General features: G+C 70.4%; 16 protein-coding genes. 6 read left to right on the top strand and 10 right to left on the bottom strand.

Annotation, left to right across the window (positions count from 1 at the left end):
* From AC3RXZ_RS08435 to rsmI, 4 genes are all read right to left on the bottom strand, one after another.
* On the bottom strand, positions 1-885 hold the full coding sequence (locus tag AC3RXZ_RS08435; protein WP_491493729.1) for a TatD family hydrolase: 885 nt from the start codon (positions 883-885) through the stop codon (positions 1-3).
* Between the two features lie 72 nt (positions 886-957).
* Positions 958-2,535 carry a methionine--tRNA ligase gene (gene metG / locus AC3RXZ_RS08430; RefSeq protein ID WP_491493728.1) on the bottom strand — a complete coding sequence of 526 codons (1,578 nt, stop codon included), beginning with the start codon at positions 2,533-2,535 and terminating at the stop codon, positions 958-960.
* A 124-nt stretch (positions 2,536-2,659) separates the two neighbouring features.
* Entirely contained in the window at positions 2,660-3,289 is a 630-nt protein-coding gene (locus tag AC3RXZ_RS08425) for a class I SAM-dependent methyltransferase (protein ID WP_491493727.1), read from the bottom strand.
* A 115-nt stretch (positions 3,290-3,404) separates the two neighbouring features.
* Positions 3,405-4,226: a 16S rRNA (cytidine(1402)-2'-O)-methyltransferase gene (rsmI, locus tag AC3RXZ_RS08420; RefSeq protein ID WP_491493726.1), complete on the bottom strand. Its 822-nt coding sequence runs from the start codon at positions 4,224-4,226 to the stop codon at positions 3,405-3,407.
* Between the two features lie 36 nt (positions 4,227-4,262).
* Between rsmI and AC3RXZ_RS08415 the strand changes: the two genes are divergently transcribed.
* Together AC3RXZ_RS08415 and AC3RXZ_RS08410 are read left to right on the top strand one after the other, a co-directional pair.
* Positions 4,263-5,819: a dolichyl-phosphate-mannose--protein mannosyltransferase gene (locus tag AC3RXZ_RS08415; protein ID WP_243233320.1), complete on the top strand. Its 1,557-nt coding sequence runs from the start codon at positions 4,263-4,265 to the stop codon at positions 5,817-5,819.
* 21 nt (positions 5,820-5,840) lie between these two features.
* Positions 5,841-6,062, top strand: coding sequence for a hypothetical protein (locus AC3RXZ_RS08410; RefSeq protein WP_243233317.1), 222 nt, complete (start codon positions 5,841-5,843; stop codon positions 6,060-6,062).
* 6 nt (positions 6,063-6,068) lie between these two features.
* Here the strand turns inward: AC3RXZ_RS08410 and AC3RXZ_RS08405 are convergent, their stop codons facing one another.
* The 6 genes from AC3RXZ_RS08405 to AC3RXZ_RS08380 all read right to left on the bottom strand — a co-directional run bounded on the left by AC3RXZ_RS08405 (position 6,069) and on the right by AC3RXZ_RS08380 (position 12,132).
* Positions 6,069-6,812, bottom strand: coding sequence for a phosphotransferase (locus AC3RXZ_RS08405; protein WP_243233316.1), 744 nt, complete (start codon positions 6,810-6,812; stop codon positions 6,069-6,071).
* A 9-nt stretch (positions 6,813-6,821) separates the two neighbouring features.
* Positions 6,822-8,294 (bottom strand): HNH endonuclease signature motif containing protein, encoded by a 1,473-nt coding sequence (locus AC3RXZ_RS08400; RefSeq protein ID WP_491493725.1) that lies wholly within the window; start codon positions 8,292-8,294, stop codon positions 6,822-6,824.
* Between the two features lie 90 nt (positions 8,295-8,384).
* Complete coding sequence (locus tag AC3RXZ_RS08395) at positions 8,385-10,187, bottom strand: thioredoxin domain-containing protein (RefSeq protein WP_491493724.1); 1,803 nt, start codon at positions 10,185-10,187, stop codon at positions 8,385-8,387.
* A 116-nt stretch (positions 10,188-10,303) separates the two neighbouring features.
* The gene (locus tag AC3RXZ_RS08390) at positions 10,304-11,140 is read right to left on the bottom strand and encodes an aldo/keto reductase (RefSeq protein ID WP_243233310.1); all 837 of its coding nucleotides are present in this window, start codon (positions 11,138-11,140) and stop codon (positions 10,304-10,306) included.
* Between the two features lie 54 nt (positions 11,141-11,194).
* On the bottom strand, positions 11,195-11,485 hold the full coding sequence (locus AC3RXZ_RS08385; protein ID WP_243233308.1) for a transcriptional regulator: 291 nt from the start codon (positions 11,483-11,485) through the stop codon (positions 11,195-11,197).
* Complete coding sequence (locus AC3RXZ_RS08380; RefSeq protein WP_243233307.1) at positions 11,482-12,132, bottom strand: hypothetical protein; 651 nt, start codon at positions 12,130-12,132, stop codon at positions 11,482-11,484. Before AC3RXZ_RS08380 ends, AC3RXZ_RS08385 begins: the two co-directional genes overlap by 4 nt.
* Positions 12,133-12,253: 121 nt before the next feature.
* On the opposite strand from AC3RXZ_RS08380, the gene hrpA reads away from it, so the two are divergent.
* From hrpA to AC3RXZ_RS08360, 4 genes are all read left to right on the top strand, one after another.
* Entirely contained in the window at positions 12,254-16,375 is a 4,122-nt protein-coding gene (gene hrpA / locus AC3RXZ_RS08375; RefSeq protein WP_491493723.1) for an ATP-dependent RNA helicase HrpA, read from the top strand.
* Positions 16,376-16,384: 9 nt separating this feature from the next.
* A complete protein-coding gene (locus tag AC3RXZ_RS08370) occupies positions 16,385-17,329 on the top strand; it encodes a quinone oxidoreductase family protein (RefSeq protein WP_243233304.1) in 945 nt (314 codons plus the stop codon).
* Positions 17,330-17,399: 70 nt separating this feature from the next.
* Positions 17,400-18,716: an O-acetylhomoserine aminocarboxypropyltransferase/cysteine synthase family protein gene (locus AC3RXZ_RS08365; protein ID WP_491493722.1), complete on the top strand. Its 1,317-nt coding sequence runs from the start codon at positions 17,400-17,402 to the stop codon at positions 18,714-18,716.
* A 60-nt stretch (positions 18,717-18,776) separates the two neighbouring features.
* Positions 18,777-19,760 (top strand): Gfo/Idh/MocA family protein, encoded by a 984-nt coding sequence (locus AC3RXZ_RS08360; RefSeq protein ID WP_491493721.1) that lies wholly within the window; start codon positions 18,777-18,779, stop codon positions 19,758-19,760.
* Position 19,761 lies beyond the last annotated feature (1 nt).

Raw genomic sequence — 19,761 nt, 5'->3', positions numbered from 1 at the left:
TCAGTCCTCGAACGGGCCGTAGACGGCCAGGGTGTTGGCCGCGAGCTGCGCGGACAGCTCGTCGACGTCGAGGCCGAGCTCGGCGGCCATGAACCGCACCGTGATCGGCACGAGGTAGGGGGCGTTGGGCCGCCCGCGCAGCGGCACGGGGGTCAGGAACGGCGCGTCGGTCTCGACGAGGATCCGCTCGATAGGGGTGACTTTCAGCGCGTCGCGCAGGTTCTGCGCGTTCTTGAACGTCACGTTGCCCGCGAAGGACAGGTGGTAGCCGGCTTCCGCCGCGATGCGCGCCATGGCGTCGTCGCCGGAGAAGCAGTGGAACACGGTCCTCTCGGGAGCGCCGACGCGGGTCAGCGTCTCGAGCACCGCGTCGTGGGCATCCCTGTCGTGGATCTGCATCGCGAGGCCGTGCTTCTTCGCCAGGGCGATGTGCGCTTCGAAGCTCTCGAACTGAGCGGGGCGGCCCGACTCTTCGGTGCGGAAGAAGTCCAGCCCTGTCTCGCCGATCGCGCGGGTGCGGGGATGCGCGGCGAGTTCGTCGATGACGGCGATCGCCTCGTCGAGCCGCCCCTGTCCGGCGTACACCGGGGCGTCGTTGGGATGGATCGCGACCGCGGCCAGCACGCGCGGATCCTGCTCGGCCGCCGCCACGGCCCAGCGGGAGGACTCGATGTCTCCCGAGGCCTGGACGACGCCGGCGATACCGACGGCCGCGGCACGATCGAGCTGCTCGACGAGGGTCAGGGGCTCATCGCCGTCCAGGATCTCGAGGTGCGCGTGGTTGTCGTACACGGGCACCTCCAGCGGGGTCGGCGCCTCCGGGTACCGCAGGTCCTTGCGCCCGCTCGTCGAGCGTTCGCGGACGTAGGTCTCGGGATCGGTCATGCGTTTCGACTCCTCGCTTCGCTCGTCGCTCAACGAGCGGATGAAGGTGAAGGGTGTGCCCGTCGCTCGACGTCAGGCCTGCGACTCCACCCGCGGGAACAGCGGAGCGAGGCCGTTCACGTTCGTCCCCGGCTTCAGAATGCCCCAGGCGCCGGCCTCGCGGATCGGCTGCTCGTGCAGGCGGCCGATGCTCTCGGCGGCGCCCAGCGCGATCCACAGTTTCTCGGTGGCCTGCGGCATGACCGGCGACAGCAGCACGGAGAGGGCCCGAAGACCCTCGGCACACGTATAGAGCACCGTTCCGAGGCGTCCGCGCTGATCCTCGTCACGGGCGAGGGCCCACGGCTCGTTCTCGGTGATGTAGCCGTTCAGGGCATCCACGATGGTCCAGATGCGCGTGATCGCCTCGTCGATGCGGAACTGCTCGATCGCGGCATCCGCTGCCGTCGCGGCGTCCGCGACGATCCTCTGGATCTCCAGATCCGCCTCGGTGTACTCGCCGGCAGGCGGCACGATGCCCTCGAAGTAGCGCTCGATCATCGCGACCGTGCGCGAGGCGAGGTTCCCGAACCCGTTGGCGAGCTCGGCCTGGTAGCGGGCGGACAGGTCCTCCCAGCTGAACGAGCCGTCCTGGCCGAACGCGATCGCGGACAGGAAGTAGAACCGGTACGCGTCGGAGCCGAACACGTCGGTGATCTCGGTCGGCGCGATGCCGGTGAGCTTGGACTTCGACATCTTCTCGCCGCCGACCAGCAGCCAGCCGTGCGCGAAGACGCCCTTGGGGACGTCGAGGCCTGCAGCCATCAGGAGCGCGGGCCAGATGACGGCGTGGAAGCGCAGGATGTCCTTGCCCACGACGTGGTAGGCGGGCCAACGGCGCTCGAACTGCTCCTCGTCCGAGCCGTATCCGACGGCGGTGGCGTAGTTCAGCAGCGCGTCCACCCACACGTAGATGACGTGCGACTCGTCCCAGGGCAGCGGAATGCCCCAGTCGAACGTGGAGCGCGAGATCGAGAGGTCCTTCAGCCCCTGGCTCACGAACGAGACGACCTCGTTGCGCGCCGAGTGCGGGCGCACGAAGTCGGGCTCGGTCTTGTAGAGCTCGAGCAGGCGGTCCTGGAACTCGCTGAGCTTGAAGAAGTAGTTCTTCTCCTGCAGCAGCTCCAGCGGCTTGGAGTGGATCGCGCAGACCTTCAGGCCTTCGAACGGGCCGGTGCCGTCGACGATCTCGGACTCCGGCTTGAACTCCTCGCAGCCCACGCAGTACAGCGCCTCGTACTCGCCCGCGTAGATGTAGCCCGCGTCGTACAGCCGCTGGAAGAACACCTGGACGTTGGTCTCGTGCCGCTCCTGCGTGGTGCGGATGAAGTCGTCGTTGGCGACGTCCAGCGTCTTCAGCAGCGGGAACCAGCTCTCGGTGACGAGCTTGTCCACCCACTCCTGGGGCGTGACGTTGTTGGCCGCCGCGGCCCGCAGCATCTTCTGACCGTGCTCGTCCGTACCGGTCAGCATCCAGGTGTCATCGCCCGCCTGGCGGTGCCAGCGCGCGAGCGTGTCGACCGCGACCGACGTGTACCCGTGGCCGATGTGCGGCACGTCGGACGGGTAGTAGATGGGCGTGGTGATGTAGAAGGAATCGCCTGCGGGCATGCGCACAATTCTAGGTGCGAATCCGCGCGCGTTACGCCGGGCGGCCGGCCGTCACACCCAGGCCGGCGCCGTTGCCTGCGCAGGAGGAGTCCCCCGTCGGACGGGCCGCTGCTTCCGCTCCGACCTACGCGATCTCTCCGATGCCATGGCGAACCGCGATGACGGAGCCGTGCGGTCGTGTGCTCGGTTCGCCGGCGACGCGCTCGCGGCGTTCATGCGCGGTCACGGTGAACCCGGCATCCCGCAGCAGGATGCCGAGCGATTCGGCGTCCCAGAAGTACGCGGTCGTGACGGCATGCGCAAAGGGCTCCCCCGGCGTCCCCTCGAAGTACCCGATCAGGAGGGAGCCGCCGGGTGCGAGCACGCGGGCGAGCTCGGCCACGATCGCGGGAAGCTCCGCAGGCGGAGTGTGGATGAGCGAGTACCAGGCGAGGATGCCGCCGAACGAGGCATCCCGGAAGGGAAGCGCCCGGAGCGACGCCCGCTCGAATCGCAGTTCCGGATGCCGCGCCAGCGCCGTCGCGAGGAACCGCTCTGACAGGTCGACCCCGACGACGTCGCGGCCGCCGTCCCGGAGGAAGCGCGTCCAGTGCCCCGGGCCGCATCCGGCGTCGAGCAGCGCACCGGGCGTCGCGTCCCGCCAGGCCGCGATGAGGCGACGGTCGGCGGCGTCCATCTGCTCGATCGAACCGGCGACGTCGACATAGTCCGTCGCGCGGGAGTCGTAGGCGGCGGAGATCGAAGCGTCGGTCATGATGAGGAGCCTACGGTCCAGCCACGCGGCGCCCGTTCCCCGCAGATCAATACCGATCTCGCAGGAATCCGGCAGGAGTCTGCGAGATGCGCGTCGTCCTGCGAGATCCGCGTCGTCATGCCTTCTTCGCGGCGAGCGCCTGCTGATACAGGTCGCGCGAACTGAGCCCTGTGACCGCGGCGACTTCGGCGCAGGCATCCTTCAACCGCATGCCGGAGGCCACGAGCGACTGGACCTGTGCGGAGGCGTCCTCGGCGGACACCTCGACGGGAGCCGCCCCCTCGACGACGACCACGATCTCGCCCTTGACGCCCTGCTCCGCCCAGGCCGCGAGCTCGGATGCCGTGCCTCGCCGCACCTCCTCGTACAGCTTCGTCAGCTCGCGGCACACCGCGATGCGGCGGACGTCGCCGAAGGCATCGCCCATGTCGGTCAGCGTCGCGGCGAGCCGGGACGGCGATTCGAAGAAGACGAGAGTGCGGGATTCTGCGGCGAGCGCGGCGAGGGCTGCACGCCGCTCCCCCGGCTTGCGCGGCAGGAAGCCCTCGAAGGCGAACCGGTCGGTCGGCAGGCCCGAGATCGCGAGCGCCATCAGCACGGCGCTCGGCCCGGGGATGGCGGTGACCGTCACCCCGGCTTCGACCGCCGCCGCGACCACGCCGTAACCGGGATCGCTGACCGCGGGCATCCCGGCGTCGCTGACGAGGACGACGTCCTGAGCGGCGGCGAGTTCGACGAGCTCGGAGGCCTTGTGCTTCTCGTTGTGGTCGTGGAGGGCGATCAGCCGCGGGCGGTTCGAGATGTGCAGCGCCTGCAGCAGCCGCTGTGTGGTCCTGGTGTCCTCGGCCGCGACGACCTCGGCGTTCTCGAGCACCTCGATCAGGCGCCGCGACGCGTCGCCGAGATTGCCGATCGGGGTGGCGGCCAGGATGATCACACGTTCAGCTTAGGCGGCACGATCTAGGCTTGAGCCGTGACCGAGCCCGTGCCCCTGCTGCCGCCTCCGGCCCAGCGCTCGACCCTGTGGGGGCGGTTCCGGATGCGGTTCCTGGCGGACCCGGAGTGGGCGGGCATCCTCCGATGGTTCGTGCCGCTGCTGATCACCACCCTCGCTGCGGTGCTGCGTCTGGTGAATCTCGACCGGCCGCACGAACTGGCCTTCGACGAGACCTACTACGTCAAGGATGCCTGGTCGCTGTGGGCGCTCGGCTACGAAGGCACCTGGGGGGACGGCGCCAACGAGCAGCTTCGGACGGGAGACACCGGTGCTCTGGACGCCCGCGGCAGCTTCATCGTGCATCCACCCCTCGGCAAGTGGATCATCGCGATCGGCATGGGGCTGTTCGGGCCAGGGTCCAGCGGAGGCTGGCGGCTCACGACCGCGATCCTCGGCACGGCGACGGTGCTCGTCGTCTACCTGGTGGCACTCGTCCTGACCCGCTCTCTCCCGGTCGCCGCGATCGCCTCGTCGCTGCTCGCGATCGACGGGTTGAGCATCGTGATGAGCAGGATCGCGCTGCTCGACGGCATCCTGACCTTCTTCATCGTGCTCGGGTTCCTGTTCATCCTGCTCGACCGGCGACGCACCATGCCCGTTCTCGAGAGGCCGGACGACACGGCCCCCGATCCGCTCTGGGGACGTGTCCTGTGGCGACGGCCGTGGATCGTGGCGGCGGGCCTCGCGCTGGGTGCGGCCACGGCGGTGAAGTGGTCGGGGCTGTACGCGCTGGCGGGCCTCGGGATCTACCTGGTGGTGACGGACGCCCTCGCCCGGCGGCGCGCCGGAGTCCTGTACTGGCCGATGGATGCCGCGGCGCGCCAGGGTCCGATCACGTTCCTGCTGCTCGTGCCGCCGGCTCTGCTCGTATATCTCGTCTCGTGGACGGGATGGCTGGTCACGAGCGCCGGGTACGACCGGCAGAGCGACGCGAATCCGCTCGTGGCGCTGTGGAACTATCACCAGTCGATGTACGGGTTCCACACCGGTCTGACGAGCGGGCACGCCTACGCGAGCCCGGCGTGGCAGTGGCCGTTGCTGCTGCGTCCGACGGCGGTGTGGGTGGACAGCGCCGACCAGTCCTGCTGGGGCACGGATCACTGCATCGCCGTCATCAGCGCCGTTCCCAACCCGCTGATCTGGTACGGCGGCGTCGCGGCCGCCGTGTACTTGCTGTACCGCTTCGTCCGCGGGCTCGTCCGACGTCAGCCGATGCCCTGGCAGTACGGCGTGCCGCTGGTCGGCCTCGCCGTCACGTACGTGCCCTGGCTGCTGGTGCCGGGACGACCCATCTTCCAGTTCTACACGGTCGCCATGATGCCCTTCCTGGTGCTCGCGCTCGCCCTCGCGCTGCGGGATCTCGCCGGATCTCGACGCGACCCGCTCTACCGCCGACAGGCCGGCGAGCGGACCGTGATGGTGTTCCTCGTGCTCGCGGTTCTGATCTCGGTGTTCTTCTATCCGATCTGGACGGGGATGAACGTGCCCTACACGTTCTGGCTGGTGCACAACTGGCTGCCGGGGTGGGTGTAGACGGTCGGGTACCCTCGTCGGATGACTCCCGCTCCGAACGGCTTCGCGTACGTCGTCCACGGCCAGGACGTCGTGATCACGCACCACGGCGCACGCGCCGGAGTCCTGCGCGGCGCGAAGGCTACTGCCTTCCTGGATGCGGTGGACGAGACCGACCTGCAACTGCTCATGGCGAAGGCGACCGGGAACTACCGTCACGGCAATGAGCGCACGGCGAAGAGGCATCCGCGCAACCAGGGGTGAGCGGGTTCACCCCCGCTCCGCCCGCGCTCGCAGGCGCGCTGCGTCCCTTTCGTACATCGCGGCGTGTCCGTCCAACTCGGGCCGCGTCTGCGCGCGACGGCGGGAGTCCTCGGCCAGGGCATCCAACCGCGTCGCCATCATCAGCCAGAGCTCCTGTGCGCTCGCGTCCGAGCCGTACGCCGACAGGAGCAGTTCCCGGCGCCGCTCCTCTGCGTCGAGGACGTGCACGGGCGCACCGGCATCCTCGACGTACGGGACCAGGCGGTAGGCGAGATACGCGAGATCCCAGAGCCGCGGCCCCGGGGAGGCGGTGTCGAAGTCGATGACGCCGACGAGCCGGTGTCGGTCGAAGATCAGGTTGTAGGGCGCGAAGTCGTTGTGACAGACCACCTCGACGGGTTCCCTGACGGGGCTGCGCCATCCCGTCCCGATGCGCGCAAGTCCGGCGCTCGCGTCGTGGATGCGGCGCAGCAGGCGCGCCGAATCCATCAGGATCGCGTCATCCCACAACCACTCGGGCAGCGGATAGTGCGCGGCTTCGCCCGGGAGGTACGAGAGTCGCTCACGGCCGTCCGGTGCTATGCCGAGGGCGCGTGGCGTCTCGGAGATCCCTGACCGCTCGAGCGCGCGAAGAAGCGCGTGCACGTTCGCCGTCCATGCCCCGGCCGGTCGCCGCACCTCGGCACCCGCGCGCACGACGGCGTTCATGTTGCCGCCGGCGAGCACGGTCTCGCTCGCGCCCTCGATCATCCCCCGATGCTACGCGGGTGCGCGGGCGGGATGGCGCCTGTGATGCGGCGACCGGGCGCGGTGCCAGTGCTGATGCGGATCCCACCAGGCGGGGCCGCGGACCTCGGGGACACCGCGATTCATCCGGATCGTCCATTCGGTCAGGTGCAGGCTGCGATGATGCCACCAGCACAGCAGCACGCCGTTGTCCGTATGCGTCGGACCGCCGTCGGCATGCTCGCGCACATGGTGCACCTCGCACCATGTCGCCGGCACCGTGCATCCAGGGATGATGCACCCGCCGTCGCGGACCGTGATCGCCCGCCGTTGCAGCGCGTTGAAGATACGCGCGCTGGTTCCGATGGACGCGATGCGTCCGCTCTCGTCGAACAGCACCCGCTGGATCCCGCCCGCACATCCGGTGCGGAACGCGCTGGACAGCGGCACCGGGGCTCCGGTGTTCAGGACCGTTCCCCACCCGCTCCCCCGGGCCAGATCCTCCGCGGTCGCCGTGACGACCAGAGTCGGCGCGGCTCCCCCGACATGAGGGAGAGCGTCAGCCGCGGCGGCGACATCGAGGATCGTCGCGAAGGCGTCGTGCAGCTTCTGCGCCCGCGTGCGATCGTCGACGAACAGGATGTCTTCGGGGGCGTGGTCGAACGAGAGGTCCTCGTCGTCGCTCGGCTCGAAGCGCACGCCGTCCGCCCCGACGGCCGCACCCGGGACGTCGGCCCGAGGACCGAGGACGCTGTCCAGCAGCAGCATCAGCTGCGCGGCCACCTCGGGCAGGACGCTTCCCCGCAGGGCGTGACAGCCGTCGCGCAGCCTCCCGATCGAGAGGAACCGCGAGCGAGCAGCTTCCTGCGCCGAGGGCTCCGCGCCGTCCGGATCCAGGTAGGCGACGATCACCCGCGCGTACGTCTCCAGGTCCTCGGGCAGCGCCGCGGGGCGGGGGACGGTGTCCGTGTCCCGCTCGTCCGGATCGAGCCCGCACGCCAGAGCGGCGAGCTGCTCGTCCGCCGCCAGCCGGTCGTCGTCGGCGATTCTTCGGACGGCATGCTCCAGCGGGCCCGTCGCCGCCAGCAGTCCGCTCACTCCGACCGCTCCGGTCGTGAGCGCTGTGCGCATCGCCGGGTACGACGGGGGCAGGAACTCGCCGTCGCTGATGCCGCGGATCCGGTTCACCAGGCGTGATGCCTTCACCAGCCGCGACGCCGCTCGCGTGTCGGATCCGGTCAGCAGCCGCACCAGATCGACCGGACGCGAGCATCCGTACGCCGCGGTCATCTTCTCGTCGCGGCACCCCTCGGACCGGGTGCGGATGACATCCGCCGCCTCGACCTGCAGCCCCTCGACCCGACGCTGGATGCGCCCCGTGATCGTCAGCAGTTCGGCGACCTCGGCATCGGGCAGTCCCTGGATCTCATCCGTCGAGAACGCGTCGCGCGCCGCGGCGTCCAGCGTCTCTTCGAGACTCCGGAGCCGAGCGACGATGCTGTCCATGCCTCTGATTCAACACCGGGCCTCCGACATCCGAACATCGATTCCGCCGCCGTCCTCGACCCGATCGCACCCCTCGTCGGATGCCCGTCCTCAGCGTCGCGGGACGAGAGCGACAGGATCCTCCGTCGGCAGGCGGCAGACGAAGGATCGGCAGTCGTACGCGACGTTCTCCGCCTGCGCCTTCCCCTCGAAGAGCTCGAATCCGGCATCCGCGAACGCCTGCGCCTCGGCCTGCGTGACCACGGCGACGACGTCGGCGTCCGTGGCGCGGGCCGCCGATGCGAGCGGGGACTGGGCATCCGCCGTCACGACGACCACCTGCCTCGGCGGGTCGGCGAGCCCGGCGGCGACGAGGAGCAGACTCCCGTGCCCGAACGGATGCCGCAGCGCGGCCTCGCCGTGCCGCCGGACCCGCTCGACGGCCGCTTCCCGGTACCGTTCCCCTGCGCCGAGCAGCCACGCCGAGAGCGCGGCGCGGGCGACCGCGGCGATCCCTGACGGAAGATCGCCATCCGTCTGATCCGGCGCCGGAGCGATCCCCTGCGCGCTCAGCACCGGGTCGCGCTCCGCCCCGTCGTCGAGGATCCCGTCGAGCAGCGAGCGCGCCGTGACCGCCCACGACGCCGTCCCGGTCGCGAGAGCGAGTGCGAAGAGCCCGTCGGCGAACAGGCCGACATCGGATGCGGTCGCGACCGCGGGTGACGCCGTCCCGTCCAGCGACGTGCGCACCAGACGTCCGGACGCATCGCGGTTCGTCTCCAGCACGAACCCGGCGGCGTGCGCGGCGGCATCCACCCAGGCGGGATCGCCGAACCCGACGCCGGCCCTGGCGAGGGCTCCGACGGCCAGCCCGTTCCATCCGGTGATGACCTTGCCGTCGACCGCCGGCGGCTCGAGGCCGGCGCGGTCCACGAGAGGTCGGAGGTAGAACCCGCCCTCGCTGCGTTCTCCGTCGATCCAGGATTCCGAGTCCTGCGCGGCCCCGAATCCGCCGTCCTCACGACGCAGCACGTCGAGCAGGAAGGACGCGATGCCCCGGGCGATCTCTACCTCGCCCTCGCGCACGGCGACGTCCAGCAGCTGGGCGTTGTCGGTCAGCATCCGCTCGTAGTGGGGCACGGTCCAGTCGCGCTGCGTGGCGTAGCGGAAGAACCCGCCGTCGAGATCCCGCAGCGCGGATGACGACATCGCGGTCAGGGCACGCGAAGCGGATGCCGCGGCATCCGGTGCGTGCGCGCGCACCGGGCGGGACTGCAGGAAGCCGAGCGTCGTCGCGACGGGGAACTTCGGCGCGCCGCCGAACCCTCCGAACGAACGATCCTCCTGGGCCGCGATCGACCTGGCCGCCGCGGCGAGGTCCTCGACCGAGGGCAGATCCACGGGGGCGGACTCGGATGCCTCGGCGAGTGCGCGGGCGACGGCATCCGCGGTCTCGAAGACCTGCGCGTGACGGAGCATCCACGCCTCCCGCACGGCGGCCAGCACGTCACGGAATGCCGGCAGGGGGTCGCGTGCCTCGGGCGGCCAGTAGGTGCCCGCGAAGAAGGCGCGTCCGTCCGGGGTCGTGAACACGGTCAGCGGCCAACCCAGGTTCTGCGTGAACGCGGAGGCTGCGGCCATGTAGGCGCCGTCGACGTCCGGATGCTCCTCGCGATCGACCTTGACGGCGACGAAATCGCGGTTCATGATCTCCGCGGTCTGCGGATCCGAGAACGACTCCCGCGCCATCACATGGCACCAGTGGCACGTGGAGTACCCGATCGAGATCAGGACCGGCACGCCGCGCCGCCGCGCCTCGGCGAACGCCTCCGCACCCCAGGGCCGCCAGTCCACCGGATTGTCCGCATGCGCGCGCAGGTACGGGCTCAGGGTCGCGGCGAGCCGGTTCGTCATGGTCCCCACGCTACGCCCGCGGGGCGCCGGACGGGTGCGGGATCAGCCCGCGAGCGCCGAACGCGAGGACGCCCCGCGTCGCACGGAGCGACACGGGGCGTCCAGGAGCCGACGACTCAGTTGAACTCGTTGGGGTGCGTGCCCACGCGCCCGGACCCGTCCTGCGGGTCGAGTGCGTCGATCGCGGCGATCTCAGCGTCGGTGAGCGTGAAGTCGAAGACGTCGATGTTCTCGCGCAGGCGCTCGGCGTGCACCGACTTCGGGAAGACGATGAAGTCCTTCTGCAGGTGCCAGCGGAGCACCACCTGCGCCGGGGACTTGCCGTGCGCGGCTGCGGCCTCCGCGACAGCCGGCGTCCCGAACAGGTCGTACTTGCCCTGCCCCAGCGGACCCCAGGACTCGATGCGGATCCCCTTGTCGGCGGCCCATGCGGTGACCTCGCGCTGCTGATAAGCGGGGTGCAGCTCGATCTGGTCCACGGCAGGGACCACCTGGGTCGCCGCGACGATGCGCTCCAGGTGCGGCACGAGGAAGTTCGAGACACCGATGCTGGTGGCGAGCCCCTTCTCGCGGATCTCGATCAGCTTCTCCCACGCGTGGACGTAGTTCTCCTTCGCCGGAGTCGGCCAGTGCACGAGATACAGGTCGACCCGGTCGAGACCGAGCTTCTCGAGGCTCTCGGCGATCGCCGCATGCGGGTCGTCGCCGTCGTGGCGGTCGTTCCACAGCTTCGTCGTCACGAAGAGCTCGCCGCGCGGGATGCCGCTGGACGCGATCGCCGCACCGACTCCTTCCTCGTTGCCGTAGATCGCGGCGGTGTCGATGTGGCGATAGCCGACCTCGAGCGCCTCGGAGACCGCGCGCTCGGTGTCGGCCGGATCGACCTTGAAGACGCCGTAGCCGAGCTGGGGGATCGTGTGGCCGTCGTTGAGGGAAAGCGTGGGAATGGTCATGAACCAAGCCTAGAACCGGTCGACCGGTTCGGCACGGATCATCTGTGATCCCGATCAGCCGCCCAGCACCTGGCGGAGCGCGGCCGTGTAGTCCTCGAACGCGCGCCGGCCGTGCACGGACAGTGACACGTAGGTGACAGGGGTGCGTCCGCGATGCGCCTTCTCCACGACGACGTATCCGGCGTCCTCGAGCTTGCGCAGGTGCGTCGAGAGGTTGCCGGCCGTCATGTCGAGAAGCTCCTGCAACCGAGGGAACGTGATGCTCTCGTCGGCCGCGAGCGTCGCCAGCGCCGCGGTGATCCGCAGACGCGCAGTGGCGTGGATGACGGGGTCGAGGTCGGTCATGAGGCATCACCTCCGCCGACGCGACGCCGAGCGCGCTCGGTCCAGACGAAGGTCCAGACGGCTCCGGCGAGGAACCCGCCGCCGCCCGCGATCGCGAAGACGAGGAAGTGCGCGGGTGCGCCCGCGAACGGTGCGACCGCGCTCACGAGGATCGCCCAGGCGCCGAGGACGACCATCGGAACGGCGCGCCAGAGCGCGCCACCGACGAAGTACATCAGTCCCGCGAAGAACACGTATGCCGACGGATAGAGGATGCCGAGCAGCTCGGGTTCCATACCGTTCGCGACCATGCCCTGCGCGATCGCGAAGATCGCGATGCCGCCGACCCACCAGGCCTGTCCGTACACGGCCCCGACGAACGCGGCGTCCTTCCCGGTGCGCACGCCCCGGTTGGAGCGGATGCCCAGGACCACCGACACCGCGCCAGCGGCGAGGAACAGGACCACGCAGACCGGTGCGGCGACCGCCATCGGGATCGACACCGGGCCCGCCTCGAGCCACAGCACGAGGAACCCGCCCAGCCAGGCGACGGCCCACGCCAGCAGGATGTACGGCACGAAGACCCCCATCCGTCCGTTCACGCTGCGCTGCTGGTCGCGCGCGAGCGCGAGCATGTCAGCCGGATCCGGTTCTGTTCCGTGGATCATGTCAGGCTCCGTTCTGAGTGAGGAGGGACGGCGTCGTCCGTTAACTTTGTACTGCAAAGTTATTTGTCAGTCAAGACACAAGCGCGGACGAGTCCCTCGCGGCGTCGTACGATGGAGGGCTATGTCTTCCCCCGTGATCTCCTACCCCGCCGAGCTGCCCGTCAGCGCGGCCAGGGACGAGATCGCCGACGCCATCCGCGAGCATCAGGTCGTCATCGTCGCCGGCGCGACGGGTTCGGGGAAGACGACCCAGCTGCCCAAGATCTGCCTGGAGCTGGGGCGCACCGACATCGCGCACACGCAGCCGCGACGCCTCGCCGCGCGGACCATCGCCGAACGAGTCGCCGAGGAGCTGCAGGTCGAGCTCGGCGGACTCGTCGGATACAAGGTGCGGTTCACGGATCAGGTCTCGGACGCCACGCGGATCGCCCTGATGACGGACGGCATCCTGCTCAACGAGATCCATCGCGATCGCCTGCTGCGCCGCTACGACACGATCATCATCGACGAGGCACACGAGCGCTCGCTCAACGTCGACTTCCTGCTCGGCTACCTCACCCGGATCCTCCCCGAGCGGCCCGACCTCAAGGTCATCATCACCTCGGCGACCATCGATCCGGAGAGCTTCGCCCGGCACTTCGCCGCAGCGGACGGCACCCCCGCGCCGATCATCGAGGTCTCCGGACGGACGTTCCCGGTCGAGATCCGGTACCGGCCGCTGATCGACGAGAACGCGGATGCCGAGACGGACCGGGAGCCGGCCGACGAGGTGTCCGCGATCGTCGGCGCCCTGGCCGAGCTCGACCGCGAGGCGCCGGGCGACGTCCTCGTGTTCCTCCCGGGCGAGGCCGAGATCCGGGACGCCGCGGACGCCGTGCGCGCCGCGACCGCCGCGGACCGCTCCCCCACCGAGGTCCTCCCCCTGTACGGCCGGCTGTCCGCGGCCGAACAGCACCGCGTGTTCGAGCGCAGCCGCGTCCCTGGTCTGCGCCGCCGCGTGATCCTCGCGACCAACGTCGCCGAGACGAGCCTCACGGTGCCCGGCATCAAGTACGTCATCGACGCGGGAACAGCGCGCATCTCGCGCTACAGCAGCCGTTCGAAGGTGCAGCGCCTGCCCATCGAACCCATCTCGCAGGCCTCCGCGAATCAGCGCTCCGGGCGCGCGGGACGAACGAGCGAGGGCATCGCGATCCGGCTGTACGGGCAGGAGGACTTCGACCGGCGTCCGGAGTTCACGGAACCGGAGATCCTGCGCACCTCGCTCGCCTCGGTCGTGCTACAGATGCTCTCGCTCGGGTTCGGCGACATCACCGCCTTCCCCTTCCTCACGCCGCCGGACTCGCGGGGCATCAAGGCCGCCTTCGACCTGCTCACCGAGCTCGGCGCGGTGTCGCTCGCGGGCGAGACGCCGAAGCTCACCCGCATCGGACGTGACATCTCCCGCATGCCGATCGATCCCCGTTTCGCCCGGATGCTGATCGAGGCGCACCGGACCGGCGTCGTGGCGGAGGTGCTCCCCATCGTCGCGGGGCTGTCGATCCAGGACGTCCGCGAGCGTCCCTCGCAGGATGCCCCTCAGGGCATACGCGACGAGGCCGACCGGATGCACGCGCGCTTCGCCGACCCGACGAGCGACTTCCTGGCGATCCTGAACCTGTGGAACCACCTGCGGGAGCAGCAGCGGGAGCTCGGATCGAGCGCGTTCCGCCGGATGTGCCGCAGCGAGCACCTCAACTATGTGCGCGTGCGGGAATGGTTCGATGTTCACCGCCAGCTGCGCACGCTCGTTCCGGCTTCCTCTCGCCCGTCGAGCGAGCGCTCCTCCCCCCGTTCGTTGAGCGAGCCCTCCTTCTCCCGTTCGTTGAGCGAGCGGAGCGAGTCGAAACGCGGTCGCGACGAGGGACGCGTCCCGCCCCGGTCGGCTCCGCCGTCCTCGGACACCGAGCGAAGCGAGTCCACGCGGGACGACCGGGGGGCCGCCGATCCGGACGCCGTGCACCGGGCGCTGCTGGCCGGACTGCTCTCGCAGATCGGCATCCTGGACGAACGCACCGCCGCGGCGAAGGGCCAGAGCAAGACCCCGGCGAAGGACGCGAAACGGCGCGTCACCGAGTACCGCGGCGCGCGCGGCATCCGCTTCTCGATCTTCCCCGGGTCCGCCCTGCGCAAGAAGAGTCCGCGTGCCGTGATGGCGGCCGAGATCGTGGAGACCTCCCGCACGTTCGCCAGAACGGTCGCGGCGATCGATCCCGCCTGGGCCGAATCCCTGGCCGGCGATCTCGCCAAGCGCCAGGTCTCCGAACCGCACTGGTCGAAGGACGCCGGCGCCGCCGTGGCCTTCGAGAAGGTCATCCTGTTCGGCGTCGAGATCATCCCGCGCCGTCGCGTGCAGTTCGCGCGCATCGACCGCGCGGCGGCCCGGGAGCTTTTCGTGCGTCATGCCCTCGTCGAGGGCGAATGGGACCCGAACCGGATCGACAAGCGCGTCAGCGCGTTCTGGCGCAGCAACGGCGAGCTGCGCCGGAGGCTCGAGAAGCTCGAGGAGCGCGAGCGCCGCCGGGACATCCTCGCCGGAGACGAGGCGGTCTTCCGCTTCTACGACGAGCGCATCCCGTCCGATGTCTTCGACGTGCGCTCCTTCGAGCGGTGGTGGCGCGAAGCGCTTCAGAAGACACCGAAACTGCTCATCATGCGCGAGAGCGATCTGATCGACGACGACAGTCGTGCGAATCAGAGCGAGTTCCCCACTCGCTGGGCGCAGGGCGATCAGGTCCTGGGTCTCGCCTACCGGTTCGAACCCGGTGCGCCGGACGACGGCGTCAGCGTGGTCGTCCCGCTGGCGCTGCTGGCCCAGATCGAGGATCGCGGCTTCGACTGGCAGGTCCCAGGCCTGCGCGCCGAGCTCGTGACGGCGCTGCTGCGCGCTCTGCCGAAGGCGATCCGCCGACACGTGGTCCCCGCCGCGGACTGGGCGGAGAGATTCGGCGCCGAACTCACCGCCGACGGTCCGGAGCACCATGCGGGCCTGCCGCCGCGATCGCTCAAGGAGTCGCTGGCGAAGCTCATCCAGCCGCTCGCGAATCAGCCGGTCTCGGCCTCCGACTTCGACGACGAGCGCGTGCCCGGGCACCTCCGGATGAACTTCCGCGCGGTCGACGAACGCGGGCGGGTCGCGGGATCCGCACGCGACCTCACGCGCCTGCAGGACGAGCTGTCCGATCGCGCCAGAGAGAGCGTCGCCCGCTCCATCGCTCGCCCGCCTGCCGGACGGGAAGCCCGCCCGGAGACCGCGGTCGCGGCGGCGCTGCGCCAGGCCAGGGACGGCCAGGACACCGCGTCAGGTCATCGGGCGACCGGGGCCACCGCCTTCAGCGCGCAGGACGGGCTGACCGCCTGGACGTTCGGAGAGCTGCCGCAGGTGCTGGACACGCGCGTCGCCGGCGGCGTCGTCCGCGGATACCCCGCGATCGTGGATGCCGGCAAGACGGTCTCCGTGCGCGTCGAGGCGACCGCCGAGGCCGCCGAGAAGGCGACGCGCGACGGCATCCTCCGCCTGGTGCTGCTGAACGTGCCGTCACCGGCGTCGTACGTGCAGGAGCACCTGACCAGCCAGGAGAAGCTCGCTCTCGCGGCCTCCCCGTACCAGAACGCCGCCGCGCTGATCGAGGATGCCAGAGCGGCCGTCGTCCGCGCGATGATCGATGACGCGGCTCCCGGAGGGATCGTCCGCGACGAGCCCGGCTTCACGCGCGTGCGCGACGCCGTCAGCGCAGGTCTCGTCGATCGGCTGTTCGCGTGCGTGTCGCTCGTCGCGAAGATCCTGGCCAAGGCGCGGGAGGTCGAGCGCGGGATCAAGGCGCAGAACTCGCTCGCGCTGCTCGCTCCCCTGAACGACATCCGCACGCAGCTGGCCGGGCTCGTCCACCCCGGCTTCATCTCCGCCACCGGTGCGGAGCGCCTCGTCCACCTGCCGCGGTATCTCGACGGGATGCTCGAGCGCCTGAACACCCTCGCCAACGAACCGGGCAAGGACCGCACGCGACTCAGCGAATACGAGCGGATGGCGAAGGCGTTCGAGGATGCCGGAGGCACCGTCCCGCTCCCGGCCGACGCACCGCCCGCACTCCTCGAGACCCGCTGGCTGCTCGAGGAGTACCGGATCAGCGTGTTCGCGCAGCGCCTCGGCACCGCCCAGCCGGTCTCACCGCAGCGGATCCAGAAGGTGCTGACCGGCCGCTAGCCTGGGTTCATGGCACGCGCGATCGTCTACACCGAAATCGGCACCCCCGACGTCCTGCAGCTGGTGGAGATCCCGGTCCCCGTCCCGGAACCCGGACAGGTCGTCGTCCGGATCGAGGCGGCGGGCGTGAATCCCCTCGACGCCAAGCTGCGGCGCGGAGCGCGCCCCGGACCGCCGATCACCGAGCCCCGGCGCGTCGGATTCGACGGGGCCGGCGTCATCGAATCGCTCGGCGACGGAGTGACCGGGCTCGCGGTGGGCGACCGCGTCGCGATCCGCGACACGGTCGGCACGTACGCCACGCACCTGGCGGTGCCCGTCGATCACCTGTCCCTGCTGCCCGACGCGGTGACGGCAGACGAGGGCGCGAGCCTCGGCATCCCGATCGGCACGGCCTACCAGTGCCTGCGCTCGCTCGGAGTCGGCCCCGAAGACACCCTGCTCGTGCACGCCGGGTCCGGAGCGGTCGGGCAGGCGGCGATCCAGTTCGCGGTGTCCTGGGGCGCCCGCGTCATCGCCACCGCCAGCCCCGCTCGTCACGCCCAGCTGCGCGAGCTCGGCGCCGTACCGGTCGCGTACGGGGACGGCCTCGCGGATCGGGTGCGCGAAGCGGCGCCCGAGGGCGTGACCGTGGCGCTGGACTGCATCGGGACGGACGAGGCGATCGACGTGTCGAAGCAGCTCGTCGCTGATCACGAACGCATCGCGACCATCGTCCGCGGCCCCGACGCCGCGGAGCTCGGCATCCGCGCCTTCAGCGGCGGATCCCCTCAGCCGCTCACGGAGCAGGAGCGCGCCTGGCGCGCCGAAGCCGTGCCGCTGGCGATCGCGAAGCTCGCGGCCGGCGACTTCCAGATCGAGCTCGGCCCCGAGCTCCCGCTCGCCGAGGCATCCCGCGCGCACGAGCTGATCGAGCAGCACGCCGCCCGCGGCAAGATCGTCCTGGTCCCCTGACCTCGCGACCACGGCTGCAACACTTCGACACAGGCACGCGCGCCGTGATCGCGGTCAGGACAATGGACGGATGACCGCATCCGCCGAGCCCGGCTCGACCGCCTTCGCCACCCGCCAGATCCAGGCCGGGTACGTTCCCGGCACGCCGCAGAACAGCGCCGTTCCGCCGATCTATCAGACGGCGGCGTACCAGTTCGCCTCGCTCGCGGATGCCGCCGACCTGTTCGCGCTGCGTCAGGCCGGCAACCTGTACAGCCGCAACGCCAGTCCCACGCAGCAGGTGCTCGAGGAGCGCGTCGCCGCTCTCGAGGGAGGCGTCTCGGCGGTCGCCGTCGCCTCGGGACAGGCCGCCGTCGCCGTGACCCTGCTCGCTCTCGCCGGGCGAGGCGGCCACATCGTCGCAGCGAACCAGCTGTACGGAGGCACGGTCGATCTCCTCCAGGACACCTTCGACGACTTCGGCATCCCGGTCACCTTCGTCGACCAGGACGACGCCGATGCGTGGCGCACCGCGATCCGACCCGAGACGCGAGCGCTGTTCGCGGAGTCGGTCGCCAATCCGATCGCCCAGGTGCTCGACATCCGTCTCGTCGCCGACATCGCGCACTCCGCCGGAGTGCCGCTGGTGATCGACAACACCGTCGGCACGCCGTTCCTCGTGCGTCCGGGTGAGCACGGTGCGGACTTCGTCGTGCACTCCGCGACGAAGTTCCTCTCCGGCCACGGCACCTCGCTCGGCGGCGTGGCCGTCGACCAGGGGACGTTCGACTTCGGCGCCGAACCCGAACGCTGGCCGCAGTTCACCGGCCCCTACCCGCGCTTCGGCGACCTCGTGCTGTGGGAGCGCTTCGGCATCGGGTTCGCGTTCGCGGCACTGGTGAAGTCGAAGTACGTGCACGATCTGGGCCCGTCGCTGTCCCCGTTCAACGCCTGGCAGATCCTGCAGGGCATCGAGACCCTCGATCTGCGCGTCTCGCGCCAGAGCGCGAGCGCGCTGGCAGTCGCCGAGCACCTCGCGCAGCATCCCCGGGTCGCGGCCGTCCACCACCCCGGCCTCGCCGGCAACCCGTGGCACGGACTCGCCGGGCGGTATCTGCCCCGGGGCGTGCCCTCGGTGTTCTCGTTCGACCTCGCCGGCGCCGAGGATGCCGGGACGCAGGAGCGCGTGGCGCAGGTCATCGACTCCCTGAACGTCATCCGGCTCGTGGCGAACATCGGCGACGCGCGCAGCATGGTCGCGCATCCGGCGTCCATGACGCACTCGCACCTCAGCCCCGCCCAGCGTGCGGCGGCCGGGATCTCGCTCAACACGATCCGCTTCTCCGCCGGCCTGGAGGACCCGGCCGATCTGATCGCCGATCTCGACCAGGCTCTCGCCCGCCTCTGACATCCAGGAACGGGCAAGCCGGTTCGGAGCGGCGGCGGAGCCGCCCGCTACGCTGAGAGCATGACTGGTCTTCGCTGGGGAATCCTCGCCACCGGCGGCATCGCCGCCGCGTTCGCCTCCGATCTGCGCACCGCGGGTCTCGACCTCGTCGCGGTCGGATCGCGTTCGCAGGCCTCCGCGGACGCGTTCGCGGCGCGCTTCGACATCCCTCGCGCGCACGGGTCCTACGAGGCGCTGGCCACGGACCCCGACGTGGACATCATCTACGTCGCCACGCCCCACCCGATGCATCACGCCGACGCCCGCCTGGCGCTCGAGAACGGCAAGCACGCGCTGGTCGAGAAGGCGTTCACGGTGAACCGCGCGGAGGCCGAGGACCTGCAGCGCCTCGCCCAGGAGAAGGGCCTGCTCGTCATGGAGGCGATGTGGACCCGGTACCTGCCGCACATGATCCGCATCCGCGAGCTGATCGCGGAGGGAACTCTCGGCGAGATCCGGGCGGTCACGGCCGATCACACCCAACTGATCACCGCGGATCCGGCGCACCGATTGAACGCCCTCGAACTGGGCGGCGGCGCACTGCTGGATCTCGGCATCTACCCGATCTCCTTCATCTGGGACATCCTCGGCGCCCCCGAGACGGTCAAGGCGGTCGCCCGTCTCGGAGACACCGGCGCGGATGCCGAGGTGGCCACGGTCATGACACACGCCGGAGGTGCGGTGTCCACGAGCCTGTCGTCGTCCCGCGCCGCGGGGCCCAACGCGGCATCCGTCATCGGCACGGAGGCGCGCATCGACATCGACCGGGTCTGGTACACGCCGACCTCCTTCCGTCTCGTCGGTCCCGACGGCACGGTGCTCGAGAGCTACTCCTCCGAGGTCGACGGACGGGGAATGCAGTATCAGGCGCTGGCGGCCGAGCGCCTCGTGAGCAGCGGAACGCTCGCGGGCGACGTCCTGCCGATCGCCGAGAGCGCGGCCATCATGGGCACGCTCGACGAGATCCGGGCCCAGATCGGCGTGCGGTACCCGAGCGAGGGGTGAG

It is taken from the genome of Microbacterium cucumeris (genome assembly GCF_058349845.2).
This window is presented reverse-complemented; position numbering and strand designations above follow the sequence as displayed.